General features: G+C 64.6%; 23 protein-coding genes. 3 read left to right on the top strand and 20 right to left on the bottom strand.

What is annotated here, in order from left to right:
* Nucleotides 1-83 precede the first annotated feature (83 nt).
* The gene (locus QO014_RS12810; protein ID WP_266349089.1) at nt 84-1,217 is read right to left on the bottom strand and encodes a cupin domain-containing protein; all 1,134 of its coding nucleotides are present in this window, start codon (nt 1,215-1,217) and stop codon (nt 84-86) included.
* Nucleotides 1,218-1,778: 561 nt separating this feature from the next.
* Between QO014_RS12810 and QO014_RS12815 the strand changes: the two genes are divergently transcribed.
* Nucleotides 1,779-2,510 (top strand): YoaK family protein, encoded by a 732-nt coding sequence (locus tag QO014_RS12815; protein ID WP_266349090.1) that lies wholly within the window; start codon nt 1,779-1,781, stop codon nt 2,508-2,510.
* A 112-nt stretch (nt 2,511-2,622) separates the two neighbouring features.
* Here QO014_RS12815 and QO014_RS12820 read toward each other — a convergent pair whose 3' ends face one another.
* From QO014_RS12820 to QO014_RS12835, 4 genes are all read right to left on the bottom strand, one after another.
* Nucleotides 2,623-3,543 (bottom strand): efflux RND transporter periplasmic adaptor subunit, encoded by a 921-nt coding sequence (locus QO014_RS12820; RefSeq protein ID WP_266349091.1) that lies wholly within the window; start codon nt 3,541-3,543, stop codon nt 2,623-2,625.
* Nucleotides 3,540-3,746 carry a DUF1656 domain-containing protein gene (locus QO014_RS12825; protein WP_266349092.1) on the bottom strand — a complete coding sequence of 69 codons (207 nt, stop codon included), beginning with the start codon at nt 3,744-3,746 and terminating at the stop codon, nt 3,540-3,542. The genes QO014_RS12820 and QO014_RS12825 overlap by 4 nt, the downstream gene beginning before the upstream one ends.
* Nucleotides 3,747-3,764: 18 nt before the next feature.
* On the bottom strand, nt 3,765-5,777 hold the full coding sequence (locus tag QO014_RS12830) for an FUSC family protein (protein ID WP_266349093.1): 2,013 nt from the start codon (nt 5,775-5,777) through the stop codon (nt 3,765-3,767).
* 331 nt (nt 5,778-6,108) lie between these two features.
* Nucleotides 6,109-7,014 carry a helix-turn-helix domain-containing protein gene (locus QO014_RS12835; protein WP_266349094.1) on the bottom strand — a complete coding sequence of 302 codons (906 nt, stop codon included), beginning with the start codon at nt 7,012-7,014 and terminating at the stop codon, nt 6,109-6,111.
* A gap of 186 nt (nt 7,015-7,200) precedes the next feature.
* Here QO014_RS12835 and QO014_RS12840 point away from each other — a divergent pair, with 186 nt between their 5' ends.
* Nucleotides 7,201-7,917, top strand: a complete 717-nt coding sequence (locus QO014_RS12840) for a sensor histidine kinase (RefSeq protein ID WP_266349095.1) — start codon at nt 7,201-7,203, stop codon at nt 7,915-7,917.
* Nucleotides 7,918-7,993: 76 nt separating this feature from the next.
* Here QO014_RS12840 and cydB read toward each other — a convergent pair whose 3' ends face one another.
* The 14 genes from cydB to QO014_RS12910 form a co-directional block, all read right to left on the bottom strand.
* On the bottom strand, nt 7,994-8,977 hold the full coding sequence (cydB, locus tag QO014_RS12845) for a cytochrome d ubiquinol oxidase subunit II (protein ID WP_266349096.1): 984 nt from the start codon (nt 8,975-8,977) through the stop codon (nt 7,994-7,996).
* A gap of 2 nt (nt 8,978-8,979) precedes the next feature.
* Nucleotides 8,980-10,392 (bottom strand): cytochrome ubiquinol oxidase subunit I, encoded by a 1,413-nt coding sequence (locus QO014_RS12850; protein WP_266349097.1) that lies wholly within the window; start codon nt 10,390-10,392, stop codon nt 8,980-8,982.
* Between the two features lie 98 nt (nt 10,393-10,490).
* Nucleotides 10,491-12,227, bottom strand: a complete 1,737-nt coding sequence (gene poxB, locus QO014_RS12855; RefSeq protein ID WP_266349098.1) for a ubiquinone-dependent pyruvate dehydrogenase — start codon at nt 12,225-12,227, stop codon at nt 10,491-10,493.
* Between the two features lie 493 nt (nt 12,228-12,720).
* Nucleotides 12,721-14,178 (bottom strand): NAD-dependent succinate-semialdehyde dehydrogenase, encoded by a 1,458-nt coding sequence (locus tag QO014_RS12860; protein ID WP_266349099.1) that lies wholly within the window; start codon nt 14,176-14,178, stop codon nt 12,721-12,723.
* A gap of 29 nt (nt 14,179-14,207) precedes the next feature.
* Nucleotides 14,208-14,579, bottom strand: a complete 372-nt coding sequence (locus QO014_RS12865; protein ID WP_370877130.1) for a GlcG/HbpS family heme-binding protein — start codon at nt 14,577-14,579, stop codon at nt 14,208-14,210.
* 47 nt (nt 14,580-14,626) lie between these two features.
* Nucleotides 14,627-16,273, bottom strand: a complete 1,647-nt coding sequence (locus tag QO014_RS12870) for a GMC family oxidoreductase (RefSeq protein WP_266349101.1) — start codon at nt 16,271-16,273, stop codon at nt 14,627-14,629.
* Nucleotides 16,270-17,895 (bottom strand): GMC family oxidoreductase, encoded by a 1,626-nt coding sequence (locus QO014_RS12875; protein WP_266349102.1) that lies wholly within the window; start codon nt 17,893-17,895, stop codon nt 16,270-16,272. The genes QO014_RS12870 and QO014_RS12875 overlap by 4 nt, the downstream gene beginning before the upstream one ends.
* Nucleotides 17,892-18,644 (bottom strand): SDR family NAD(P)-dependent oxidoreductase, encoded by a 753-nt coding sequence (locus QO014_RS12880; protein ID WP_266349103.1) that lies wholly within the window; start codon nt 18,642-18,644, stop codon nt 17,892-17,894. Before QO014_RS12880 ends, QO014_RS12875 begins: the two co-directional genes overlap by 4 nt.
* Complete coding sequence (locus QO014_RS12885) at nt 18,644-19,645, bottom strand: branched-chain amino acid ABC transporter permease (protein WP_266349104.1); 1,002 nt, start codon at nt 19,643-19,645, stop codon at nt 18,644-18,646. The genes QO014_RS12880 and QO014_RS12885 overlap by 1 nt, the downstream gene beginning before the upstream one ends.
* Nucleotides 19,642-20,520 (bottom strand): branched-chain amino acid ABC transporter permease, encoded by an 879-nt coding sequence (locus QO014_RS12890; protein WP_266349105.1) that lies wholly within the window; start codon nt 20,518-20,520, stop codon nt 19,642-19,644. The genes QO014_RS12885 and QO014_RS12890 overlap by 4 nt, the downstream gene beginning before the upstream one ends.
* Entirely contained in the window at nt 20,517-21,230 is a 714-nt protein-coding gene (locus QO014_RS12895; RefSeq protein ID WP_266349106.1) for an ABC transporter ATP-binding protein, read from the bottom strand. The genes QO014_RS12890 and QO014_RS12895 overlap by 4 nt, the downstream gene beginning before the upstream one ends.
* Nucleotides 21,211-21,948 carry an ABC transporter ATP-binding protein gene (locus QO014_RS12900; RefSeq protein WP_266349107.1) on the bottom strand — a complete coding sequence of 246 codons (738 nt, stop codon included), beginning with the start codon at nt 21,946-21,948 and terminating at the stop codon, nt 21,211-21,213. The genes QO014_RS12895 and QO014_RS12900 overlap by 20 nt, the downstream gene beginning before the upstream one ends.
* A gap of 69 nt (nt 21,949-22,017) precedes the next feature.
* Nucleotides 22,018-23,316: an ABC transporter substrate-binding protein gene (locus tag QO014_RS12905; RefSeq protein ID WP_266349108.1), complete on the bottom strand. Its 1,299-nt coding sequence runs from the start codon at nt 23,314-23,316 to the stop codon at nt 22,018-22,020.
* A gap of 78 nt (nt 23,317-23,394) precedes the next feature.
* A complete protein-coding gene (locus tag QO014_RS12910; RefSeq protein WP_266349109.1) occupies nt 23,395-23,826 on the bottom strand; it encodes a carboxymuconolactone decarboxylase family protein in 432 nt (143 codons plus the stop codon).
* A 143-nt stretch (nt 23,827-23,969) separates the two neighbouring features.
* Between QO014_RS12910 and QO014_RS12915 the strand changes: the two genes are divergently transcribed.
* Nucleotides 23,970-24,659: a GntR family transcriptional regulator gene (locus tag QO014_RS12915; RefSeq protein WP_266349110.1), complete on the top strand. Its 690-nt coding sequence runs from the start codon at nt 23,970-23,972 to the stop codon at nt 24,657-24,659.
* 37 nt (nt 24,660-24,696) lie between these two features.
* On the opposite strand, the gene QO014_RS12920 is transcribed toward QO014_RS12915, so the two are convergent.
* On the bottom strand, nt 24,697-25,470 hold the full coding sequence (locus tag QO014_RS12920; RefSeq protein WP_266349111.1) for an SDR family NAD(P)-dependent oxidoreductase: 774 nt from the start codon (nt 25,468-25,470) through the stop codon (nt 24,697-24,699).
* Nucleotides 25,471-25,514: the final 44 nt, after the last annotated feature.

The raw sequence follows: 25,514 nt of genomic DNA on the forward strand, positions 1-25,514 counted from the left end.
TCCGGACCGTCCGATCATCGCCGCTTGCCATGGGCGTTATTGTGCCGGCCGAGTATCCTCTGCGCCGGCACGGACGCTTCGGGTCAGCCCTTCACCACAGGCTGACGCGTGGAACGGAGTGACGACATCAGCGGATCACCGACATCGAGATGGCCCTCGACGAGATGCTTCGGCGTCAGCGCCAGCCAGTTATTGAGCGAGACATCCTTGTACTCGCCGGTATGGAAGACATTCAGGACGCGCATCGGCTCGTCGCCGATATTCTCGATATAGTGGGCGAGCGTCTTGGGAACGTAACCGACATCGCCGGCGACGAAGTCGAACGTGCGAGCATTGGCGACCGCATCGAAGACCGTCATGCGGGCCTTGCCACTGACGTAATACTGAATCTCATCGGCATCCGGGTGCCAGTGGATCTCGCGCAGGCCGCCCGGCTCGAGATCGATGAAGAGGGCTGCGAGATTGGTGACGCCGAAGGTCTTCGAGTCGATCACCTTCGTGGCGCCCCCCGGGAACGGCGTCGCGGCGACTTCGGAGGCGCGGAAGACATATTTGTCGGTGAATGTGACGGCACCGAGCTGCTTGCGCACTTCGTCGAGCGGCGGCGGGACCGGCTGGCGGAAGATGTACTTCTCCTGAGCCGGGGTGCCCTCGAAGGCCTCGGGGGGAACGCCGAAGTTCTTGGCCAGCACCTCGCGCGGCGTATGGGCGAACAGTTCCGTCACGAGCAGCGTCTGATTCTCGGAGAAATTGCCGTCGTTGAAAACGAGCACGAACTCCGTGCCTTCCTCGAGGCCCTGGATCGCATGCGGGAAGCCGGCCGGAGCCAGCCACAGATCACCAGGACCGAGATCCTCGATGAGCGTCTGGCGCTGGTCGTCGACGAGATAGAAGCGCACGCGGCCCTTGAGCACATAGGCCCATTCGGCCTCCTTATGCCAGTGCAGTTCACGCACCACGCCAGCCGGCAGGCGCATGTTGACCATCGCGAGTTCCTTGAGCGAGCCGAGCTCCCGCTGTGTCACCTCGCGTGCCCAGCCGCCGTCCTCCAGACGATTGTGCGCCATGGCAAAGGGAAATTTGAGGTTCGGGATGCCGCCATGGTCGGAAAGCGGCGGGATCAGGATGTCGGGGTTCTGCGCCTCGACTTCCGGATTGCGCGGCCCGACGATGTCCGCACCTTTGGTGCCAACGATCGGTTGCTTCAGGATAGTCATCGAGAGATCCTCGCTATTGGGACTAGATTTGATGGCAATTCCAAGCAGATCGTCCGATGATACAGCGTGTATCAAATATAGATTTCGCCTATATCTGGATATTTTGCGAAATCCCAGTCGGATGTCTCTGGTGTTTCTGCCCAATAAAGATAGCCCTGGCCGGATATAGGGCTCCATTGAATGGCGGTATGAATTACCTATACGATCGTATGACTGCGATCTGACTGTCCGGTGATCGCGTCAACATCAGTATGATGGCAGCGGTCGGCACAGAGTGCGACCTTCGGCAAGGCACCGCGCCGCTTCCGTTTCGAAGCGTCGATCGTCAAACGACGCCGCGTGACGGCCGAACGCTCTCGGCCAATTCCTGCCATCTCGTCGCAGCGGGTCGGTCCGCCGCGGCGGCACTCATGCCGCCGGATGACCGACGTCGTGGTCGACGTCATGGCCGACAGGATTCGGGTCCGTCTTCCCGACATGTCTGTCCCAGAGGTGGGCGGTGCCAGCCGAGCCGAAGCGCTTGCTTCGCATTGTCCCAACCTCCCGAGGCGACGTATCGATATGACCGCAAATATCCCCCTGCAAATCCCAGTTGCTGCCGACCTCAAGGCCCCGACGGCCAGCGCGCCGCTGCCGTCCACCGCCCCTCAAGGAGGCTCGGCGGCGCGCTACCCGTTTGCTTTCGCCCTCACGCTGACGGGTCTCGCCGGCTTTCTCGATGCGGCTGCCTATGTCCGCTTCAACCACCTCTATGTCTCGTTCATGAGCGGCAACAGCACCCATCTCGGCATCTCCGTCGCCGACTGGGCGGTGCCCGACCTCGTCGCCGTTCTCGGCGTCATCTCCGCTTTCGTCGCGGGCTCTGCCGTCGGCACATGGGTCGCCGACCATTTCGGCGCCCGGCTGATCGTTCGCGTACTCGCGCTCGAGGCTGGACTGTTCGCTGCCGCGATCCTGGCATCGCTCGCTTCGCTTTCGCTTTTCTGCGTGATGATCGTCGCCCTGACGATGGGCATCCAGAACGTCCTGCATCAGGCGGTTGGCGGGGTCGATGTCGGCAAGGGCTTCGTGACCGGCATGCTCTTCCGCTTCGGGCAGTCGATCGCGCGCATATCGGAGGCCAAGGTGACATGGCCCAATGCATCGACCTCGCTCTTGAACTGGCTGGCCTTTGTCGGCGGCGCGGCCTTGGGCGCGGTGGCCATTCGGCTACTCGACTTCACCGCATGCCTTGTCATCGGTTTCTGTCTGATCGTCGCCATGCTCGTCGTCGTGCCGTTGCGCCATCGGTGACGCCCCTCCCGGAGTAGCCGGCATCTCGATGAGCAAGGGGGCCGCGAAGATCGCGGCCCCCCTTTTCATGAGCTCGTCCTCATTGGCCGGGCCCCTCGACGTCATCGCCGCCTCAGTCGGGAACGATGGACACCGTTGCCGTGAGCCCGGCCACCAGCTCAAGCGAGGGCGGCACGGCGTCGAGCACGACGCGGACCGGCACGCGCTGGGCGAGACGAACCCAGGTGAAGACCGGGTTCACCGTGGCGAGACCCGAGCCGTCCGGCTCGGCATTGGCGACGGCGATGCCGCGTCCGATGCCGACAACACGGCCCGGCAACGGTTCAGGATGCGCCATGAGCGACACCCTCGCGGCATCTCCGACGCGGATGCCGGAGAGCAGTGTCTCCTCGAAATAGCCGTCGACCCAGAAGCTGTCGCTGTCGACGACGGAAAGCGCCCGCTGGCCGCTCGTCGCATAGTCGCCGGGCTGCGTCTGCAGATTCGTGACATAGCCATTCACGGGGGAGACGATCCGCGTGCGCTCGAGGTCGAGCTTGGCCTTGTCGCGCACGGCGATCGCCTGCTGCAGTGCGGCGGCAGCCACGGCCGCCGACGCGGCGAAGCTCTGCTGTTCCTCCTTGGAGACGACGAGCGCGTTGAGCGCGGCGCGCCTTTGCGCCTCCAGATTCTTGTTGTCGAGATCGGCCTGCGCGCCGGTGACCGCGGCTTCCGCATTGGCCAGTGCGATCTCATAGTCGCTCTGGTCGATCGCCATGAGCAGATCGCCTTTGTGCACGAACTGATCCGCCTTCACGGGAAGCGCCGTAATCCGCCCCGAGACCTGCGGCGTCACGGTCACGACATAGGCGCGCACGGTTCCGTCCCGAGTCCAAGGCGTGGACATGTAGATCTGCCACATGCGCCAGCCGAGATAGCCGGCCAGCGCGACGGCCGCGATCGTCACGAGAAAAGCAGACAGCGACCGAAGCAACGAGATCAGCCGCCCACCCCGTGGGGACATCGGCTCGACTGAAGTATTGGACGCACTCATGGATATTCTCCAAAATAGATCACGATAAGCGAAAGGGTGATCACGTAGAGGCAGAGATTGAACAGGCCCGGGTGCCACATACGGCTGAAAAGCCGGTAGCGCGTCGTGATCATGGTGACCGGCGTGATGATCAGCCAGGCGGCGAACATCATCACGACGAAGGGTGAGATAAAGACGCCGAGAATATTGACCTCGGTAAACATGGATTATGCTCCTAGCCTTCAAGCGGTTGCTGCGCCGCCCGAGGTCAGCAGGTGCGGATGACCGTCAATGGCGTCGATGATCACGGCGATCGCGGCCCCGATCCGGTCGCCCATTGCAGACGCCGCGGCGGCGCCCGCCATCGCCCCCAGATGAGTGCGGGCAGCGTCCAGACGCGCATCTGCAAGAGCATCGAGCCCCTGGCGGAGAAAGTGCCGCTCAACGGCATCGAGCTGTGCCGATTTCAGTGAAATCACGGCCTGGCCCACGGCCAGCAACGAAAGAAGTGCGCTGACATCGGCGAGGGTGGCCCCGGCGGGAGCGGTCTCGAGCCGTCTTTCAAGTCGCTGCGTCCAGATCTCGATACGATCCGGCGTCTCGCGGCGCATGCACGCGCGGAGTTCGTGCAGCGAGTGCGTGATGAGGCGCCTCATCCGAAGCTGCGGGCTGGGCACCGGCAGAACCACGAAGAAGAGCACCCCCGCGAGATTACCAACGATGATGGCCAGGCAGAGATTGAAATAGGCGGCCGCGTCATAGGTGGTCGGGTTGCCAAGGCCGAGCATCGGCAGCGCGCTGATCGTCATGGCGAGGAAGACGATCGGGTGCCAGGTGCCGGCCTGCAAGAAACCGAGCATCGCGAACAGCAGGAACAGGAGGCACAGCAGCGCGGGGAAAGTCGTGAAGGCTGGCAGAAGCCCGAAATAGATCAATCCCCCCGCGACGGCCATCAAGGTCGTGCCGATTGCATTGTCCCTGGCAAACGCCGGCGCCGCATCATCGCGTGCAACGAAGACGAGCGTCACCACGGCGGTGAAGACGATGGCGAAGGAGCCGCTCGACCAGCCCGTCACGATGGCGAAGATCGAGATCGCAAGGACGGCAGCGAAGGCGCGGAAGCCCGCGAGAAATGTGAGGAGCGGATCGTCAATGACGAGGCGACGCCTTCGGATTGGCCGCACCTCGGCCGCGCAGCCACGGAGTACCAGGAGCGCATCCGCCGTCGTGGCCAGATAGCAGACGACATCGCGGGTCGCGCTCTTCAACAGGCCGTCGAGCGATCCGGCGCCCGGCATGGCGTCGAGGTCGCGCAGTGTCCTGACGCTCGCCGCTTTGAGTGTGGCGGGATCACGCCCGATCGTCGCGGCGGCGAGAGACCTCACCAGTTCCGCGAGATGCGCCCGTGTCGCGGCTCCGTCTGCGCCAGGGCGGCCGGGGTGGTGCCCCACATTGCGCCAGCCTACCAGAGCGGCAAGCAGGGCGTCGCGAACGGCGTTGAGATTGCCGCGCCTCGCGTGACGATGCGGCGAGCCCGCTATCGTCGCTTCGATGGCCGCATTCAGCGGCGCGAGCGCGTGCGTAGCCTCGCGCCTTGCCGCGCGCATGTCGTCGGTTTCGGTTGCGCTGGCCATCGAAGCGACGAAGCCGGATGCGACCTCGCCGGCGCTGCGCTCCAAAAGGCCAGCGAGCTGGCGGCCGGCCTGGTCGAGATCGGTGACGAGCATCACGAGCGTCGCCGCCCCGATGCCAATGCCGATTTCGCTGACGCGAATGAGGGACAGGAAAAAGGCGTTGGTCGGATCGGTGAGCGTATCGGCGAAGATGATCGTTGCCGTGATGCCAGCCAGCGCCGCCGCATAGGCCGCAAAGCCCTGCAGGGCGACCGCGGCGAAACCGCAAAGCCCACAAAAGAGCGCCATGCTGAGAATGAGCATGTCGCGTTCCTGGGCGAAAAGACCGAGCAGCGCCACCATGACCAGAGCGCCCGTCAGCGTGCCGAGGATCCGGTAGCGCCCTTTCTGCAGCGAGGCGCCGAAATTGGCCTGACAGACGATGGCCGCAGTCGTCGCGGCCCAGAACGAGTTCTGGAGTTCGAGATAATAGGTGATCGCAAGTGCCAGGCACACTGATATCGCGAGGCGAAATGCGAAGAATAGGCGCTGGCCGAGCGAACCCCGCAGATACAGGATCACTTTCAGCGGGCGATGGGCCTGCGAGCCCATCGGCAGACCGAGGCGGGACGTCACGCTCATTGATGCGCCATCTCCTATGCACGTGGAAATGGCGTGAGACTAGGCGTTTGGCCCGCAAGCGAAATCATACGATGGGAACAGGCGATAGCACCTTGGTTTGCCCCGCCTGATGCCAATCAGGCGATCAGCACGTCACACCAAAGGCCGACCCATCGCCCGCGCCGACACGCCGACGACAGGCCTCATCGGATGCACGGTCGCCGCAGCTCGCCGGTGGAAGCGGAGCGGCCGGTCCGGGTCGGTCTGGATGGCTTCTCGACCACCGCCATCGTCTTGCAGATCGGGCCGTGGCGGGGACGCGGGTGGCACCCCGTCGCATCGGTGCCGGACATCAGCGTCGCTGTGCATCCTGCCACGCCTTCGGCGACACCCCCATCTCGCGTGAGAAGACTCTCGTGAAATGGCTCTGGTCCGCGAATCCGCAGGCCACCGCGATCTCGGCGATAGTCATCCGCGACTCCACGAGAAGTTGCCGCCCCCTGTCGACGCGCATCTTGAGGAGCCAGCGATGCGGGGTCATTCCGGTCACGCGGGCGAACTGGCGTGCGAAATAGCTGGGCGTCAGGCCGCAGGCTGCCGCGATCTCCATGATTGTGAGGTTTCCGTCGAGCCTGCTCGCGATCATCTCCTGGGCCCGTTTCAATTGCCAGGCCGCGAGCCCTCTTGCGACGGCGCGAGGTTCGAGCTCCGTGCCATAGGCAGCCGCGATATGCGTGCACAGCGCGACCATTGCCTGATCCAGGAAGAGCTGACTGAGCTCGGCCGAATGCTCGAGCGCCGCCGTCATGGCGAGTCCCAGATGGGTGATCACGGGGTCGTGGAAGCCCTGCCCCGTCACAACGCGAAGGTCGCCCATTGGCGGCCGACCGCCGGCGAGCGCGAGATTGTCGAAGTAGCGCCTCGGTATATGGAAATGCAGCGTGTCGAACGGATCTTCGAGCTTCGCCTCGACGCTGTTGCGAAGATCGAAGAAGGCGCAGTTGTTCCGCAGCAGTCCTGTCTGCGACGTGCTTCGGCCGTCGAGCCAGAGCTCGCCCTTCGCGTAGTCGATCAATTCGAGCGAGAGCGCATAGCCTTCCTGAGCGGGCACGGGATCGACGAAGCCGAAATCGGCGCCGCCGGTGATGCGGGCAATGGTGACATCGGGCGCCAGCGATCCACCAACCGAGAGCGCCGTGACAATCGTCTTGCTGTGCCAATGCTGGTCGAGGCGCTCGCCATAAGAACCCTTATCCATGACCCTCGTCCCGTGATTGTCCGATCAGGAGCGTCCGCGCCGCAGACCCGATCTGTTCGCATTTCTTCAAAACCGTCGCAATGCGTTCAATCCCTTCCCATTGCACGTCGCTATGTTTTTTACGGGCCCATAACGGGGCCCCCGGCTTGGCAGGACATTGCCACGCTGAACGTCCTGCAGTGGAGCATGAAGATGGACCGGCCCCCCACGTCCGGAAACGACAATGAAGTGCTCACCCGACGGCGCTTCCGGCCCCTCCGACATCTGGAGAAAGGCGTATCCACACCTGTCGCCGTGGTCGCCGGCCTCCTGATTTTCAGCATCGATGCGCTTGTCGCGCCGGCCTATGGCCTGAACGTTCTCTATATCGTCCTGCTGATCGCCATGATCCCTTGCGGATCCAAGCGCCAGATCGCCTGGATAACAGCAGGATGCATGTTGCTGTCGGCGCTCGGCTTCGTGATCGGCCAAGGCGGGACACCTTCGGGAGAGAACGTCGCGAGGCTCGTCATCAATCTTGGCGCCCTCGCCATCACGGCCTTGCTGATCATCGGCCTGTACACGCATGGGCCGGGGCTCTTCCTCGGAAGAGCACGAACGGAAGATCGAGAAATCCCCATGCGCGATCCCGAACGTGTCGCCCTGTTCGCGCGCCTCGCAGAGACGGTGTCGATCGCCGATGAGGCCATTCAACAGCTGACAGCGACCATTCTCGGGAGCGCAGCCTGCCGCAACTGGCTCGACAAACCCGTTCCGGACCTCGCAGAAGCGCGGGCCGCGATCGACGACTCGATCGCATCCGCGCGCCGCGCCGGCGAACTGGTCCAGCGCCTGCGACGTTTCAGGCCGGGCTTGTCCTGCCGGGCAATGGCTCTGCCGGAACCTGGCCTCGATCGAAGGTGACATTGATCCTCCTGCAACATTGACAGGCAGACCCTTGGTCTGCCTGTCTTCGTTTGTGGAGCCTCTGGCACGGCGCTCAGTAACGACGCTCCTCGACGATCTTCCCGCGGAATACGAAGTAGACGATCAGCGTATAGGCCAGCGTAAGCGGAAGAACGAAGAGACCCGCGCCCCAGAAGAGGAACTCGAGCGAGGAAGCCGGCGATGCGGCCTCCCAGATCGTTAGCGAGAACGGCAGCATATAGGGGAGGAAAGACCCGGCCAGCGCAGCGAAGGCGGCGATGAAGATCGTCGCGCCGCCGAGATACAGGAAACGATCGCTTCCGCGGCGGACCGCCTGCACGAGGCCGGCAAATGCGATGAAGCCGAGCAAGGGGCAGAGCAGAAGGATGGGGCGTTCAATCCAGCGATGCAGCACCGGCAGGCGAATCGCCAGCGACCAGACGAAGACGGCTATGAGAAAGGCCAGCAGCGCGGCCATCAGCCCCGGCAGGGCGCGAAAGCCGAATGCCCGCAGCGAGCCCTCTGATTTTTGCGCGATCCAGCACGCGCCGAGCAGAGCATAGCCGAGGCAAAGCCCGACACCGCAGAAGAGTGCGAAGGGGCTGATCCAGCTCAGCGCATTGCCGGTGAAGACGCCGTTCTCGATCGGCAGGCCCTGCACGATGGCGCCGACGGCCGCTCCTTGCACGAAGGCTGCCGCATAGGATCCCACCACGAATCCGGCGTCCCAGAGGGGCCGGCTGCGGGTGGCCTTGTAGCGGAACTCGAATGCAACTCCGCGCAGGATGAGGCCCGCCAGCATGATGAAGAGCGGCAGATAGAAGGCCGCGAGGACGATGGAGAAGACCGCCGGAAAGGCGCCGAACAGGGTGGCGGCGGAAACCACGAGCCAGGTCTCGTTGCCATCCCAGACCGGGGAGATCGATGCGAGCATCCTGCGCCGCTGGTCCTCATTTGCGGCGAAGGGTGAGAGCATGCCGACGCCCAGATCGAAGCCGTCGAGCAGGATGTAGAGCAGGATTGATAGCCCGAGCACGAAGGCCCAAAACTCGACCATGATCATTCTCCTATGCCTGCAGCGCCCGTCACACCCGGGCTGGCGCCGGGCAGGGACAGAGGACGCTTGGGATTGGTGCCACCAAGGGAAATATCAGCGTTGGGGATCGGACCGGCGCGGAGCAGCCTGTAGATATAGAGAACGCCGAAGCCGAATATGACCGCATAGATCACCGCGAGCAGCGTGAGCGTTATCGCGACCTCGGTCGACGTCAGCGACGGCGTCACGGCGTCCGCGGTCCGCAACTGGCCATAGATGACCCAGGGCTGCCGGCCTACTTCGGCCGTGAACCAGCCCGTCAGCGTCGCGATGAAGCCGAGCGGAAAGGAAAGCGAGGTCGCGATCAGGAAGACCTTGGCCTTCAGGATGCGCTCGCTGAAGCTGAGCCATGTACCGAACCAGGAAAGGGCGAGCATCAGCAATCCGCAGCCCACCATGATGCGGAACGAGAAGAAGGGGATTGCGACGGGCGGGCGATCCGCGGGAGGGAAGCTCTTGATCCCCTGCTCCATCGACGTCAGGTTCATGGAACCGATGATGCTGCCGAGATAGGGCACCGCGATCTCGAAGAGATTGCGTTCATTCTTCGGATCGGGCCAGGCAATGAGGATCTCGCTCGCCGGCTGCTCGTTGTTCCAGCGGCCTTCGATGGCGGCGAACTTCGCCGGCTGCTTATCATGCACGAAATCGCCCACGAGATGCCCGAAGCCGAGCTGGACGGGTACCAGTATGGCTGCCAGCCGGAGTCCCATGACGGCCATCGCGCGGCCTTCCTGCACGGCCTTGCCGCGCAGCATGTACCAGGCGCCCGTCGCGGCCACGCAGAATGCGGATGTGACATAGGCCGCAAGCACCATATGCGGGAAGCGCGTCCACACCGCAGGACTGAAGATGATCGCGGACCAGTCCGTCGGCACGAAGATGCCGTTCGCGCCGAGACTGTAGCCGGTCGGATATTGCATCCAGCTGTTGTTGACCATGATCCAGAAGGCCGAAAGGCTCGTCCCGAGCGAGACCATCAGGCAAGCGAGCAGATACGCGATGGGCGGAACGCGGTCGCGGCCGAACATGAGCACGCCGAAGAAGGCCGCCTCGAGCGCGAAGGCGGTGAAGCTCTCATAGCCGAGAAGCGGACCCTGGATAGCACCCGTCCGCCGCGCGAGCTCGCTCCAGTTGGTGCCGAACTGGAAGGCCATGACGATGCCCGAAACGACGCCCAGCCCGAAGGCGACCGCGAAGATCTTCAGCCAGAAGTCCGAGAGCCGCCGATAGATGCGCTCTCCCGTGATCATGCCGCAGGCTTCAAGGAAGGTCAGCCAGGCGGCGAGGCCGATGGTGAAGGCCGGAAAGATGATGTGGAAGGAGATGGTGAAGGCGAACTGTATTCGCGACAGCAACAGCGGCGTGAGATCCATGAGAGCGTCCCGCGTTCCTAGGAAATTGTGTCTGCAAGCCAGAGTGCGAGGTCGGGACGAAGGTCATCGTCCCGACCCCGCGATCGGACCGTTCGGCTTCAGCGAGGCAACAGATTGGCCTCGGCGAGGTCGATGATCTCGCTCCCATGTCCGCTCAGCACGGCGCGCAGCATCCAGAGGCCAAAGCCGCGTGCCTGCTCGACGCCGATGGTCGGCGGCATCGAGAGTTCCTGCGTTGCGGTGAGGACGTCGAGAACGGCCGGGCCATCATGGGCCAGGACGCGGTCCAGGGCATGCGGCAGATCACCGGGGTCCTCGACGCGGACGCCGAGGATGCCCATGGCATTGGCCATCGCCGCAAAATCGGGATTCTGGAGATCCGTGCCGAGCTCGACGAAGCCGGCCGCCTTCATCTCCAGCGCCACGAAGCCGAGAACGCCATTGTTGAAGATGACGATCTTCACGGGGAGCTTTTCCTGCGTGAGCGTGATCAGATCGCCCATGAGCATGGAGAAGCCGCCGTCGCCGGACATCGAAATGACTTGGCGGCTGGGCTGGGCCGCCTGAATGCCGATCGCCTGCGGCAGGGCATTGGCCATCGAACCATGCGCCAGCGACCCGACCAGGCGGCGCCGGCCGTTCATCTTCAGATAGCGCGCCGCCCAGATCGTGGGCGTGCCGACATCGAAGGTGAAAGCAGCGTCATCCGCTGCGCGCTCGCTGATCATCCGGGCGAGATATTGCGGATGGATCGGCTTCCTCCCAGGCGTTCCTTCCGCAAGGCTGTCGAGGCCCTTCCGGGCGTGGCGATAGCGCGTGAGGCTGTCGTCGAGATGAAGCCGATCCGATTTGACGTCGAGGCGCGGCAGCAGGCCATTGATCGTCGACGCGACATCGCCCACCAGGCCGAGATCGAGCTTGCAGCGCCGCCCGAGATTCTCGGGCCGGATGTCGACTTGCGCGATCTTGGTCTCGGTCGGCAGGAACTGCTTGTAGGGGAAGTCGGTGCCGAGCATCAGCAGGACATCGCAAGCGTGCATCGCCTCATAGCCGGAGGAAAAGCCGATGAACCCGGTCATCCCGACATCATAGGGATTGTCGTATTCGACATATTCCTTCCCACCGAGCGCATGCACGATCGGGCTCTTCAGTGCTTCGGCGAGCTGCATGAGTTCGGCATGAGCTCCGGCGCATCCCCGGCCGCAAAACAGCGTCACGCGCTCGGCGTCGTTGAGCAGCGTGGCGAGCGCATCGAGTTCACTTGCGGCGGGGGTCACGACCGGGGCCGGCGGAAGCAGGCCCTGCGGCGCCGAAGGTGCGCGGTCAGGAGCAGGCTTCAGCGAGACGTCACCCGGAATGACAACGACTGCGACGCCGCGCTTGCCGACGGCCGCTCTGATGGCGTTCTCCAATACGAACGGCATCTGCTTCGGATCGGAGACCAGCTCGCAATAGACGCTGCATTCCTGGAACAGGTTCTGCGGGTGCGTCTCCTGGAAATAGCCGCTGCCGATCTCTGCGGATGGTATCTGCGCCGCGATCGCGAGCACCGGCGTCCGGCTCCGCTGGGCATCGAACAGACCGTTGATGAGGTGGAGATTGCCCGGCCCGCAGGAGCCGGCGCAGACGGCGAGCTTGCCGGTAATCTGGGCCTCTCCCGCCGCGGCGAAGGCGGCGGCCTCTTCGTGCCGGACATGGACCCAGCGCAACGTGGCCGTCTCGCGCAGCGCTTCCGTGAGGCCGTTGAGGCTGTCGCCGACAACGCCATAGATGCGCTCGACACCGGCCTGCTCCAGGGTTTCTACGATAAGATCTGCGACATTCCTTGAAGACATGAATTTCCCCTTCTCTGCCTGTACCGAGTTGTACTGGCGACAGAATAGGATCGGGCGGGCGGCCACGCAGTCAGACCTTACGGTCGAACGATCATACCTTGGGATGATCGGGCCGAACGACCGCGCCGAACAGTGCACCGGTCGGCGTTGCGATCCCGCCTGTACCGCTGACGGTGGATCTGCCTTGCGACTTCGCCGTCTTGCCAAGGCGCGATGTGCGGGCCCGCTGGCAAAGACGGTGATGATAATCGCCATTGCGGCGGGACCAGATGAGGCTGTCCCCTCCCCGCCTCATCCTCTGTCCGCGAGACAGCGATGCATCCGCCAGAAAGGCGAGGCATTCCCGGACGCAGTCATCGACGTCGGTAAGGGCGGGCCGGAAACGGCGCCTCCCGGGGCGAGTTGGTCCGGCCGTTTCTGGAGGCGAGCCCAAATGCATCGAAGAGGGGCCACGCAAGCGGAGATCAACGCCGGCGTGGTGCGGCAGGCCGTTTCAGCGCGTGTCCCGGCCGGCCCCAAAGCAGATGTATTTGAGCTCCAGATAGTCATCGAGGCCGTATTTGGAGCCCTCGCGGCCCTGACCGGATTCCTTGACGCCGCCGAAGGGGGCGACTTCGGTCGAGATCAGCCCTTCATTGATGCCAACCATGCCGACCTCGAGCGCTTCGGCCACACGCCAGGCTCGGCTGACATTCTCGGTATAGAAATACCCGGCGAGGCCGACTTCCGTATTGTTTGCCAGCGCCACGGCTTCATCTTCAGTTTCGAAGCGGAAAAGCGGCGCGACCGGCCCGAAGGTCTCTTCCTGGGCCAGCATCATCGCCGGCGTCGCATCGGCGAGGACCGTCGGCTCGAAGAACGTGCCACCCAGCGCATGGCGCTTTCCGCCCGTCACGATGCGCGCACCCTTGCCGATCGCATCGGCGATGTGCTCTTCGACCTTGCTCGCCGCCTTGCCGTCGATGAGCGGCCCCTGATCGCTGTCGCCGCCGAGCGCAGACCCGACCCTTAGCTGTCGAACCGCCGCTGCCAGCCTGTCGGCAAAGGCGTCGTAAACGCCCGCCTGCACCAGAATGCGATTGGAACAGACGCAGGTCTGGCCTGTATTGCGGAACTTCGACGCGATCGCCCCTTCGACGGCCCGATCCAGATCGGCGTCGTCGAAGACGATGAACGGCGCATTGCCCCCGAGTTCCATTGATGTTCGCTTCACCGTGTCGGCCGCCTGCTTGAGCAGGATCTTGCCGACGGGGGTCGAACCCGTGAAGGTGAGTTTGGCGACCGCCGGGCTGGTCGAAAGCTCGGTCCCCACAGCCGCAGTGCGGCTCGAAGTGACGACGTTGAAGACGCCTGCGGGCACGCCGGCCCGTTCGGCCAGCGCAGCCAGAGCCAACGCGCTGAGCGGGGTCGCGGAAGCCGGCTTGAGCACCATGGTGCAGCCGACCGCCAAAGCCGGCCCGGCCTTGCGAGTGATCATCGCATGGGGGAAGTTCCACGGCGTGATGGCCGCGACGACACCCACCGGCTGTCTGATCACGACGATCCGCTTGTCCGGCGTCGTCGCGGGAATCACGTCGCCATAGACGCGCTTCGCTTCCTCGGCGAACCACTCGATGAAAGAGGCGCCATAGGCGATTTCGCCGCGGCTTTCGGCCAGGGGCTTGCCCTGCTCCGCCGAGAGCAGCCGGGCCAGCGCTTCCTGATTGTCCATGATCAGTTCGTACCAGACACGCAGGATCCGGGATCGCTGCTTGCCGGACCTTGCGCGCCAGGCGGGCAGCGCGCGCTGCGCCGCCGCGATGGCCTCGCGGACCTGCTCGACCTCGAGATCGGCCACTTCGGCAATGATCGCGCCATCAGCCGGATTGGTTACCGCGAACCGCTTCGGCGCGCCTATCCACGCACCGTCGATGAAGGCGTCGCGGCGCAGCAGTTCAAGGTGCTCGGTCATCTGGGTCTCGACTTCAGGATTTCGGACGCTCAGGCGAGGCCGGCGATCCCGGCCTCCGCGCAGGCGATGTCATCGGCCTCAATCGAGCCGGAAACGCCGATCGCGCCGACCAGTTGCCCATCGATGACGATGGGGATGCCGCCACCCCAGGGCAGCAGGCGCGGCCGATTGGCGAGTCCCAGCGCCAGATTGGGCTGCGAGAGCATGTGCCGGCCGAACCCTTCGGACGGGGCACCCGTGACGGCAGCCGTATAAGCCTTGTCGAGCGCCAGTTCGGCGACCGATGGCTGCGCGCGGCTGACGCGGATCAGCACCAAGGGCGCTCCCGTATCATCGACCACGGCGACCGCAATGGCGATTCCCAGCCCATCTGCATGAGCAAGCGCGGCATCGGCTGCCATCCTTGCTGCGCCGCTCGACAGGCTGGCCCGGGAGTGGATCAAGGGGTTCATGCTGGGTGGCCCTCCAATGGCCGAATCTCGGCGGGTGCGAGCGCGGGACGGCCACGCAACAGGTCTGCCGCCTTCTCGGCGATCATGATCGTCGGAGCATTGGTGTTGCCGCTCGGCATGGACGGCATGATGGACGCATCCACCACATGCAGCCCTGCGACGCCGTGAACGGCCAGATGATCATCGACCACGGCCGCCGGCCCGAAGCCCATGCTGCACGTGCCGACCGGATGGTAGACGGTCTTGCAGTAGGAGCGCACATAGTCGGCCAGGACCTCGTCGCCGGGATCCTGCTCGGGAAGGATCAACTCGCGCTCGATCAAGGGAGCGAGCGCCGCCGCGCGGCCAATCAGGCGGGTCAGGCGAAGGCCGCGCACCAGGCTGGCGACATCGCGCTCGTCCGCGAGCGCATTCGCGATGATGCGAACCGGCAGGCTTGGATCGCGCCCCCGCAGCAACACGCGCCCCCGTGAACGAGGGCGCAGGTCGCAGGGGCTGATGGTGATCCCATGTCCCTCCGGCGGCGGCCGCACATGATCGGGCACCATGATCGGAAAGGCATGAATCTGGATATCGGCGCGGCCGTCGCCATCGGTATCGGCGAAAGCAGCGGCCTCGCCGACATTCGAGGTCAGAAGGCCCTGCCGGAAAAAGAACCACTGCAGGAAATGCCGTACGGCGCGCAGGCCGCGATCCTGTCCGAGCAGGCTGATCGGCCCCCTCGTCGCATAGTAATTGGGGATCTGCAGGTGATCCTGATAGTTGGCCCCGACGCCCGGCAGGTCGCGCAGGACGTCGATGCCCCATTCGCGCAACTGGTCAGCCGGGCCGATTCCCGACAGCATGAGCATGCGCGGGCTGCCCATCGTCCCGGCGGACAGGACGACGCCTCGCCGCGCCGTCGCCGTGATCGGTGAGCCGCCGCGATGCCATATCACGCCATTGGCGCGGCCGTCGGCGAAGGTAATGCGCTGAACCTCGGCGCCCACTTCGAGCGCCAGTTTCGGGAAGCGGGCCAAGGCGGGACGCAGGTAGGCGGCTGCGGTGCTTTCGCGCTCGCCGCCGCGCTGGGTGACCTGGAAATAGCCGGCGCCGAGCTGCTCGCCGCCATTGAAATCGTGATTGTATGGCAGGCCGACCTGCTGCGCCGCCCGCAGAAAGGCCGCGCTCACCTGATGATGATGGGGGACATCGGTAACCGATAGCGGGCCTTCCGTGCCGTGATACGGCCCGGCAAGACGGTCATTGTTCTCGGCGCGCCGGAAATAGGGCAGCACCTCGGCGAAGCTCCACCCCTTGCAGCCTCCGGCGCTCCAGTCGTCATAGTCGCGCGCGTCGCCGCGAATGTAGATCATGCCGTTGATCGAGCTGCCACCGCCAGGCATCCGGCCCTGCGGAACGTGGATCCGGCGCCCGGCCGCGGCCGGCTCGGGATCGGACACGTAGTTCCAGACCCGATCGGTGCCGAACAGTCCGACAAAGGCCCCGGGTGCGCGGCTGTGCAGCACGCGTTCGTTGGGACCGGCCTCGAGCACGAGCACAGACGTCGCGCCATCCTCCGCGAGACGGCTGGCTACAACCGAACCAGCTGATCCCGCCCCGATGACGATGTAGTCAAAGACAGCGCCGGTCGTGACGGTCATGAGCGCAGATCCTCCTTCACGAAATCGGCGACGCGCTCGCCGATCATGATCGAAGGCGCATTGGTGTTGCCGCTGGTCACACGCGGCATGATCGACGCATCCGCGACGCGCAGCCCGGCGACGCCGTGCACTTTCAGCCGAGCATCGACCACCGCACGTTCGTCGATCCCCATGGCGCAGGTGCCCGAGGGGTGGAAGGTCGTGCCCCCAATGCGGCCGAGCCAGGCGCGGAAATCCGCGTCACTCCGCGTATCGGCGCCGGGCGAGAGTTCACGGCCGCGATAGGGCGTGAGCGCCGGCTGCTCCGCGACGCGACGCATCTGCCTCAATCCCGCGAGCGTGAGGCGAATATCGTAGTCGCTCGCGAGATAATTGGCGCGGATCAGCGGCTTGGCCAGCGGGTCGGCGGAGCGCAGGCGAATGTCGCCCCGGCTCTCTGGCCTGAGCGGCGATACCCGGATGGTGAAGCCGTGACGCTCCTCCGCCGGTCCGCTGTCCAGGAGATGCGGCGATGCCGTGTCTTCGCGCCCGTGCATGAAGTGAATCTGCACGTCCGGATCGCCTTCTCCCGGCTCGGTCCGGATAAAGGCGCCGCCTTCATAGGGAAAGACGGTCGCCGGGCCGGTCCCGAAGGCCATGCCGCGCAGCAGCGATATGGCGAGACGGTCCAGCCTCAGATCGCGATAGAGCGACACCCGCTTCGTCGCGGCATAAACGAGGCTGCAGTCGAAATGATCCTGCAGGCTCTGTCCAACTCCCGGACGATCGGCGACGACATCGATCCCATGTTCACGAAGATGCGCGGCGGGCCCAATCCCCGACAGCATCAGGATCTGCGGCGAGCCGATCGCTCCGGCCGAAACGACGATTTCCCCCCGCGCGCGCGCCACCAGCTCACGCCCACCGGCGCGATACGCGACGCCGACGGCCCGCCCGTTCTCGACCACGATACGGGTGACGACAACATTCAGGCGCAGTGTCAAATTCTGAAGGCGCATCGCGGGACGCAGGAAGGCGCGCGCCGTGCCGCACCGCTTGCCGTCGCGGATGGTGAAATCGTAGCGGCCGAAGCCCTCCTGGGACGGGCCGTTGAAATCGTCGTTGATCGGATAGCCGGCCTCGCCGCCTGCTGCAATGAAGGCGGCCGTCAGAGGATTGTTACCGCGCGCCCGCGTTACGGTGAGAGGTCCCTCCGTGCCATGCAGCCCGTCACGGCGCTGCAAGTGCCCCTCGGACTTGCGGAAATAGGGAAGGACGTCGTCCCACGACCAGCCAGTCAGCCCCATCTGCGCCCAGCCGTCGAAGTCCGATCGGAGGCCGCGTATGTAGACCATGCCGTTCAGTGTCGAGGTGCCGCCGGCAACCCGGCCACGCGGCCAGGGAATGCGGCGTCCCGCCAGCTGCGGCTCGGGCTCGGTGTCGAAGTTCCAGTTATATATGCCCGACTTGATGAACGCGCCCATGAGGAGCGGCAGGCGAAAGCCGGGATGGCGATCCATGCCGCCGGCCTCGAGAACCAGGACTTTCAGATCACCGCGTTCGGCGAGCCGGCTCGCCGCAACGGCGCCGGCCGAGCCTGCGCCGACAACAATTACATCGAACTCACCACCGTCGACGGTCAATTGTAGACACCTCCGTCGATCGACAATGCCTGCGCGGTCACATAGCCCGACTCGTCGGAGAGCAGGTAGACATAGAGCGGCGCCACCTCCTCGGGGATCGCCTGCCGGCCCAGCGGCACCATGATCTTGACGATCTTCTCCTGTTCGGCGCGCCCGCCCATGAAGTCGATCGCCGGATTGTTGAACGGCGTATCGATGAAGCCGGGACAGACCGAATTGACGCGGATCTTGTGGGGCGCGAGCTCCAGCGCCGCAGCCGTCGTGAATGCCATTACGGCGCCCTTGGTGGCCGCATAGCCCGAAATTCCCGGGCCGCCACGCTTGGCGGCCAGCGAGGCGGTATTCACCACCGATCCGCCTCCCGACGCCTTGAGATGACGAATAGCCTCGCGCGTCGCGATGAAGACGCCACGCCCGTTGACCGCCATCATGCGATCCCAGTCGTTTGCGGTCATCGACTCGAGCGGGCCTGCCCGCATGAGCCCAGCATTGTTGACTAGCCCATCAAGGCCGCCGAGACGAGCGGCGGCTTCCGCGACCGTCGCGACGATGCTCTCCTCATCGCCGACGTCACACCGCAGGAAGTCGCACGCCGGACCGATGGCCTGCGCCGTCGCCCGTCCCGCCTCCTCGGCGAGATCGGCAATGACGACCCGCGCGCCCTCGGCAACCGCGGCTTCGGCGACGGCCCGCCCAATGCCGCTCGCCGCACCGATGACCAGAACGCGCTTATTTGCCAGACGTGCCATTATCGAACTCCCTGATGAAACTTCTGGGCGACGGGACTGCGCCGCCTGGTGCCGAATAGGTCGATGCCGAACCTCGTCCGCACGACGCCCCATATTCCTTTGGGAGCGACCAGCATGACGACCACCGCGGCTGCACCGAGCAGCATCAGGTAGAGATTGCCGGTTCCGGCGAGCCAACCGCGCAAGAGGAAATAGATGGCCGTCCCGATGATCGGCCCCTCGATCGTGCCGACGCCGCCGATGATGACGATGAACATCATCACGACCATCCAGTTGGGATCGAACGCCCCACCCGGCTCGACATGGAAGACCGACATGTAATAGGTCGCCCCGGCCATCCCCGCGATGCCGCACCCCAGCACAAAGCCGAAGAAGCGCGTCCACCACACATTGATCCCGACGGCGGCAGCCGTGCCTTCATTGTCGCGGACCGCCGACAGCGCAAGGCCCAGACGGCTCATCGACAATGCGTAGAGCCCAAATACCGAGATGAGCACCAGCGCGGCGGCGAAGTAGAAATTGGTCGTGGCGACGAAGCTACGGTCCATGCCACGGGTGGCGACCAACGGCAGCCCGCTGACGGAGCCGAGCCAATCGCGCTGCGAGATGAACAGGCGCACCACCTCGGCGATCACCCAGATGCTGATCGCGAAATAGGCGTCGCGCAGGCGAAAGACGAAGGGAGCGGCGAGTGCCGCGAAGCCGGCGCAGAACACGAAGGAGAACGGCAGCAACAGGAACGGGCTCAGCCCGAGCGTGTTCGAGACGAAGAACACGAAATAGGCGCCGAGGCCAATGAAGAGCTGCTGTCCGAAGGACATCAGGCCGACATAGCCCGCGAGGAAATTCCAGCTCTGCGCGAAGGTGAAGACCGTGAAGATCTCGATCATCAGGCGCAGATTGGCTTCACGCACGAAGAAGGGCGCAAGAACCAGGGCGGCGGTCGTGAGCACGGCGAGTGCCGCCACCAGCCGGGGGTGAGACGTCGTGAACGGGGTCATTTGCGGAGCACCACCCGACGGAAGGCCCCGGCGAGGCCGTTGGGCGAGAGGATGAGGATGATGAAGAAGACGATGTGCCCGTACATCAGCCCCGAGGCTGGATCGAGCTTGAGCGCCACCAGTTGGGTGATACCGAGCAGCATGCCGCCGAAGAACATGCCCCAGAACGAACCGAGCCCGCCGATCACCACCACTTCGAACGCGATGAGCAGCCTGTCGGCGCCCGAATAGGGCGTGAACGAGCCGCGCATGGCCAGCAGCACGCCGGCCACGGCCGAAAGCGCCATGGCAATGCCCATGGCGATGGCGAACACCCGGCGATAGCTGACGCCCTGCAGCTGCACGACCTGATAGTCGTCGGCAGTTGCACGGATCAGGCGGCCGAGCCGCGAGCGGTGCAGCCACAGATGCAGCGCCGCGAACAGGAGCAGCGCGATGACGAGGATCACGGCCGGCAGTACGCCGAGCCGGATGCCCAGCAGATTGAATCCCAGGAAGCGCATCGCGCCGACATCGATCGACTGGCTGTTGGCGCCAAAGCCCGCCACCATGGCATTGCGCAGCACGATGGCGACGCCAAAGGTGAGCAGGATCTGCGGGATCTGGTCGTGCCCGAGAACACGATTGATCAGCAGCCGCTGCAGGGCGATGCCGATCAGGAAAGCGATGACGGCCACCGGCACGATCACCAGGATCGGATTGATCGGCACCCAGGGAGCAAGGTAGAGACCGATAAAGGCTGCGGCGACGATGAAATCGCCCTGGGCGACATTGACGACACGCATGACGCCGAAGGCAAAGCCGAGCCCGAGGCCGATGAGCGCATAGAGGCCGCCCAGGAAAATGCCGTTGGCGATTGTCTCGAGCCAGATCATGGCAGTGCCTCCCCCGTACCGAAATAGGCTGCGGTGATCTGGGCCTGACTCAGATCCTCGGGCCGGCCCTCGAGGCTCATGTGCCCCTCGAGCATGCAGTAGACATAGTCGGCGGCCGCGCAGGCCTGCACGACGTTCTGTTCGATCAGAACCACCGAGACTCCGCTGGCCGTGATCGTCTCGAAGCAGCGATAGATGTCGCCGATGATCTTGGGTGCGAGGCCAAGCGAGATTTCGTCACAAAGCAGGACGCGCGGATTGGTCATCAGCGCTCGGCCGATGGAGACCATCTGCTGCTGGCCACCCGAAAGGCTTCCCGCCGTCATCTTGCTCAGCTCGCCGAGCCGCGGGAAAAGCGCGTAGACGGCCTCGAGCGTCCATGGTCCCGGTCGCTCGGCAGCGAGCCCGACCAGGAGATTATCTTCCACGGTCAACGAGCCGAACAGCCGCCGCCCTTCCGGAACCATCGTGATGCCGGCGCGCGCGATACGGTCGGTCGGCTCGCGCCCTATGTCGCGTCCGTCGAAGCGGATGCTGCCGCTCTTGCGGCCGCTGAGGCCGACGATGGCGTTGAGCAAGGTCGACTTGCCGGCGCCGTTGGCGCCGATGATGGCAATGGTCTGGCCCGCCGCGAGCTCCAGATGGGCGCCCCGGACCGCACGGAAGTCCCCGTAGAAGACGTCCAGATTCTCAACCGACAGCAGCGACATTCAGCACGGCTCCCATGTAGATTTCCTGGACGGCTGCGTCGGCCATGACGGCGGCAGGGACGCCTTCGGCGATCCTGGTGCCGGCATTGATTGCGAGGATGCGGTCTGCCACGGCGGAGAGCGCGTGGGTGATGTGTTCGATCCAGACGATGGCGAGACTCGGCTTGATCGCGAGGATCAGCACGATGAGCTCATGCACCTCGGCTTCCGTCAGCCCGCCCGCGATCTCGTCGAGCAGCAGCAGGCAAGGCGACAGCGCCATGGCGCGCGCCAGCTCCAGCCGCTTGCGATCGAGCAGCGGCAGTCCTCCGGCCGGAAGATCCGCCTTGCGCGACAGGCCCGTGAGCGCAAGCACTTCGGCCGCCCTCTCGGACGCCTTGGCGCCACGCAGCCGCCCGCCATAGCTCGCCGCGGTCAGCACGTTCTCGAAGGCCGTCAACTGTCCGAAGGGCTGCGGCACCTGATAGGTGCGGCCGACGCCGCGACTCGTCCGCTTGTCCTGCGACAGTGACGTGATGTCTTCGCCGTTCAGCAGAATTCGCCCCGCCTGTGGCTGGATGACGCCAGCCAGGAGATTGAAGACCGACGTCTTGCCGGCGCCGTTGGGTCCGATGATGCCGAGGCACTCGCCGTGAGCGACGGCAAAGCTGAGATCATGGGCGACAACGATCTGCCCGAAACGTCGGGATAGGTTTTGAACTTGCAGTACAGGGGCCAAGGCGGTCCATCCAGTTTAGCCGTCGAGGCGGGGGCTGAGGCCCCCGCCCGGTTACGCCGGGTCCAGACTTCAGCGGAAGCTGGACAGGGGAAGAAACGCCTTCTGGATCGGGACCTGGGGAGCCGTGACGTTGTTCGTCACATAGAGCTCGTAGGGGAACTTGCTGCCCGCCGGATTGCGATGCCACTGACCCATCGTGACCCAGGTGTTGGCGACCGACTTCATCGGCGAGTTCTTGAAATCGACCTTGCCGATGATGGTTTCGAGTTCCAGCCCCGCGATCGAGTCACGGACCGCCTCGCGGTTCTTCGGATCACCGGAGGCCTTGAGCGCGGCCAGCGCGACTTCCCAGATGGCGTGCTCGTAGCCCATGGGCTGTGCCCACTGCTTGCCGGTGGACTGCTCATAGGCGCTGCAGAAGGCGTCGGCCGTATCGCCGGTGATGCTCGACTTGAACGGAAGCTGGCGGTTGAACCAGACTTCGGTCGACATGCCCGCGCCCCGATCACCCAGCACCTCGACCCCGGAGGGAAACACGAAGGCTGCGGCGATGGTGGCCGCCTCGAGTTCGAGGCCTGACTGCAGCGCCTGACCGTAGAAGGTCGCGAAATGCTGCGGGAACACCAGTCCGGTAACGATCTTCGCCCCGCCATCGCGGAAGGCGGCGACCTGATTGGAGAAGTCGTCGACCTGCTCCTTGAAGAGGCCGCCCTGCACTTCCTTGAAATTGGCTGTCTTGAGGGCCTCGGTCATGCCGCCCGAGAAGCCACGCCCGAAGTCATTGTCCTCGTACAAGGTGCCGACCACCTTGTCGATGCCGGATGCTTCCCACATGCCGACATAGTTCTTGATGATGTCGGCGCCGCTCCAGAAGAACAGGAAGCTCCACGGATAGCCCTTGTCGGGGCTGGAGCCGCGCGAAGCGTAGAAGGGCTCCCATTGCAGGATCGTCGAGATGGCGGGCGTGCCGTTCTGGTCGCAGATCTCCAGTGCCGGGGCCGCGAGGCCGTCCGCGATCAGAAGCAGATCCACGTTCTCGCGCAGAACCAGCTCGTTGCCGAGGCTGCCCATGCGGTTTGGATCGGATTGGCTGTCACGGCGCAGGATCTCGACGCCATAGCTGCGCCCGCCGATCTCGATACCGTTGGCAAGCTTGGCCTCGATCTGATCGAGAACCCAGGGGGCCGTCTCGGCGAAGTTCGAGCGGATGCCGGTGAACTGGTCGATATAGCCGATCCGGATCGTATCCTTGCCCTGCGCCCTGGCGATATAGGGCATGCCGACCGCAGAAGCGGCGCCCGCCGCCGCCAGGCCCCTGATGATCTGCCGGCGATTGGCGACGAGCCCGCCGGATTTGATGGACGTCATGGTATTCCTCCCTTGAGCCGATCGACCTCCCGATCGCCCCGCGCATTTTGTAGGACAATCTTCATATCAGTCAATCTGTCAGTCAGATTTTTCGACGGCCTTGGCTGTTGCGGGGATGACAGCCATCTCCACCAGCACCTCATTGGCCGCCTTGAAGGCGTCGAGGCCGGCCGGAATGCCGCAATAGATGGTGGCGTGAAGCAGGACCTCGCGAATCTCTTCGGCCGTCACGCCGTTATTGATCGCCCCGCGCACATGCAGGCGAATCTCGGCAGCTCGATTAAGGGCTGTCAGCATGGCCAGGTTCAGCATGCTGCGCGTCTTGAGGTCGAGCGTGTCGCGCGACCAAGCATAGCCCCAGCACCATTCGGTGGTGATACGCTGGAACGCCATCATGAAATCGTTGGCGTTGCTCAGCGACCGATCGACATACTCGGCACCGAGCACCTGACGCCGCAACGCCAATCCGTCTTCAAACAGTGATTCGATCGTCGGGCTCGTTGCTGACATGCTGGGTTCCATCGTGTTGATTGACATACAAACCTACAATAAGGCAAAAGGCATTAGGAAAGGGCGGCGGTGCCGCCTGCCGGACGAGCAGTGCGGGACGACAGCGTCCCGCTTGTCGCCACACAAGCCACAGAGACCGTGTCATGAAGATCAGCTCGGACGACGAGCCGTCCCTCAAGATTCAGAGCCTGCCCGGCATGCGCGAACTGGTGACCGAGCGCATGCGGCTCGCGATCGCATCCGGCCGGTTCCCGCCGGGAACGCGCCTGATCGAGCGTGAACTCTGCGACATGCTGGGCGTGTCGCGCTCGTCGCTGCGCGAGGCGATGCGTGAATTGCAGGCCGATGGACTGATCACGCTCCAGCCCAACAAAGGCCTCAGCGTCTCGGTGATCAGCTACGAAATGGCCGTGTCGATCTATCAGGTCCGCGCCATGCTCGAGGGACTTTCGGCGCGCCTGTTCGTCCTCAATGCGACCGACAGACAGATGGCCGATCTCGGGCGCAGCCTCGACCGCCTCGCCGACGTCTACGACAACTTCTCGAGCGAAGCGTTCATAGCCGCCAAATCGTCCTTCTACGACATCCTGCTCGAAGGATCGGGCAATATGCTCGCCGCTGACATGCTGCGCCGGGTCCATACGCGCGTGTCCCTGCTTCGGGTCATGTCGCTCTCCAATCCGGAGCGGGCGCGCAAGTCCATCCGCGAACTGCGCGAATTCTATGCCGCGCTGGTCGCGCGCGATCAGGAGCTGGCGTGGACGCTGTGCGTGGCGCATGTCGAGAATGCCGCGAAGGCCGCCCTTGCGGCGCTGAAGGAAACGCCGCCCTGATGGAAGCGAAGCGGTGTGAGCGGGGTGCATGGGCGGCTCACATCGATTTCACGGTGATGCCGCCATCGACGTGCAGCACCTCGCCGGTAATGAAGCCGGCATCGGGCCCGCACAGGAAGGCGATGGCCGCGGCGATCTCGCTTTCCTCGCCGAGCCGTCCGAGAGGCGTCTGGGCGCGGCGCTTGGCGTAACCGGCCTCGTCGACAATGCTGCGAGCGCCCGGTGTGGGGACGGCGCCCGGCGTCACCGCATTGACGCGCACGCCCTGGGGACCAAGCTCGACCGCCAATTGCCGCGTGATGGCGGCGATGGCGCCTTTGACGGCGGTGTAGGCGACCGTATTCGCCATTCCGAGATCTGCCACCGGCGAGGCAATGTTGACGACGCTCACGGGGCCGTCGCTACGATGGGCGAGAAGCGCCTGGACGCCCCAGATCGGCCCTTTGAGGCCGACGGCCAGCATGCGGTCGAGATCGGGCTCGGCCAGTTGGTCGACCGGTCCATAGCGGATCCACATCGCGTCATTCACCACTCCGGTCAGGGGGCCGAACGCGGCGCTGAGCGTCCCCGCAGCATCCATGACACCGCCGCGATCGGCCACGTCGCAGGGCAGAGCGAGCGCGAGCCCGCCAGCCGCCTTGACGGTCGCGGCAGTCTCCTCAGCCAGTTCGGGAACGATATCGAGAACGCCGACCGCGGCACCGCCGCGCGCCAGCCGCTCGGCGGCGGCCCTGCCGATGCCCCGCCCTGCCCCGGTGACCAAGATGACCTCGCGCGCGATAACCTGACGCGCCGCCGGCTCCTGTCCCATTTTCCCTATCCCTCTTATTGTCTTCTTGTATGACAAAATAAACG

It is taken from the genome of Kaistia dalseonensis (assembly GCF_030814715.1).
In the GTDB taxonomy this organism is placed as follows: Bacteria; Pseudomonadota; Alphaproteobacteria; order Rhizobiales; family Kaistiaceae; genus Kaistia; species Kaistia dalseonensis.

Coding starts and splice junctions, on each gene's coding strand:
- QO014_RS12810 (WP_266349089.1), bottom strand. CDS start 1,217: ATGACTATCCTGAAGCAACCGATCGTTGGCACCAAAGGTGCGGACATC.
- QO014_RS12815 (WP_266349090.1), top strand. CDS start 1,779: ATGACCGCAAATATCCCCCTGCAAATCCCAGTTGCTGCCGACCTCAAG.
- QO014_RS12820 (WP_266349091.1), bottom strand. CDS start 3,543: ATGAGTGCGTCCAATACTTCAGTCGAGCCGATGTCCCCACGGGGTGGG.
- QO014_RS12825 (WP_266349092.1), bottom strand. CDS start 3,746: ATGTTTACCGAGGTCAATATTCTCGGCGTCTTTATCTCACCCTTCGTC.
- QO014_RS12830 (WP_266349093.1), bottom strand. CDS start 5,777: ATGAGCGTGACGTCCCGCCTCGGTCTGCCGATGGGCTCGCAGGCCCAT.
- QO014_RS12835 (WP_266349094.1), bottom strand. CDS start 7,014: ATGGATAAGGGTTCTTATGGCGAGCGCCTCGACCAGCATTGGCACAGC.
- QO014_RS12840 (WP_266349095.1), top strand. CDS start 7,201: ATGAAGATGGACCGGCCCCCCACGTCCGGAAACGACAATGAAGTGCTC.
- cydB (WP_266349096.1), bottom strand. CDS start 8,977: ATGGTCGAGTTTTGGGCCTTCGTGCTCGGGCTATCAATCCTGCTCTAC.
- QO014_RS12850 (WP_266349097.1), bottom strand. CDS start 10,392: ATGGATCTCACGCCGCTGTTGCTGTCGCGAATACAGTTCGCCTTCACC.
- poxB (WP_266349098.1), bottom strand. CDS start 12,227: ATGTCTTCAAGGAATGTCGCAGATCTTATCGTAGAAACCCTGGAGCAG.
- QO014_RS12860 (WP_266349099.1), bottom strand. CDS start 14,178: ATGACCGAGCACCTTGAACTGCTGCGCCGCGACGCCTTCATCGACGGT.
- QO014_RS12865 (WP_370877130.1), bottom strand. CDS start 14,579: ATGGCAGCCGATGCCGCGCTTGCTCATGCAGATGGGCTGGGAATCGCC.
- QO014_RS12870 (WP_266349101.1), bottom strand. CDS start 16,273: ATGACCGTCACGACCGGCGCTGTCTTTGACTACATCGTCATCGGGGCG.
- QO014_RS12880 (WP_266349103.1), bottom strand. CDS start 18,644: ATGGCACGTCTGGCAAATAAGCGCGTTCTGGTCATCGGTGCGGCGAGC.
- QO014_RS12885 (WP_266349104.1), bottom strand. CDS start 19,645: ATGACCCCGTTCACGACGTCTCACCCCCGGCTGGTGGCGGCACTCGCC.
- QO014_RS12890 (WP_266349105.1), bottom strand. CDS start 20,520: ATGATCTGGCTCGAGACAATCGCCAACGGCATTTTCCTGGGCGGCCTC.
- QO014_RS12895 (WP_266349106.1), bottom strand. CDS start 21,230: ATGTCGCTGCTGTCGGTTGAGAATCTGGACGTCTTCTACGGGGACTTC.
- QO014_RS12905 (WP_266349108.1), bottom strand. CDS start 23,316: ATGACGTCCATCAAATCCGGCGGGCTCGTCGCCAATCGCCGGCAGATC.
- QO014_RS12910 (WP_266349109.1), bottom strand. CDS start 23,826: ATGTCAGCAACGAGCCCGACGATCGAATCACTGTTTGAAGACGGATTG.
- QO014_RS12915 (WP_266349110.1), top strand. CDS start 23,970: ATGAAGATCAGCTCGGACGACGAGCCGTCCCTCAAGATTCAGAGCCTG.
- QO014_RS12920 (WP_266349111.1), bottom strand. CDS start 25,470: ATGGGACAGGAGCCGGCGGCGCGTCAGGTTATCGCGCGCGAGGTCATC.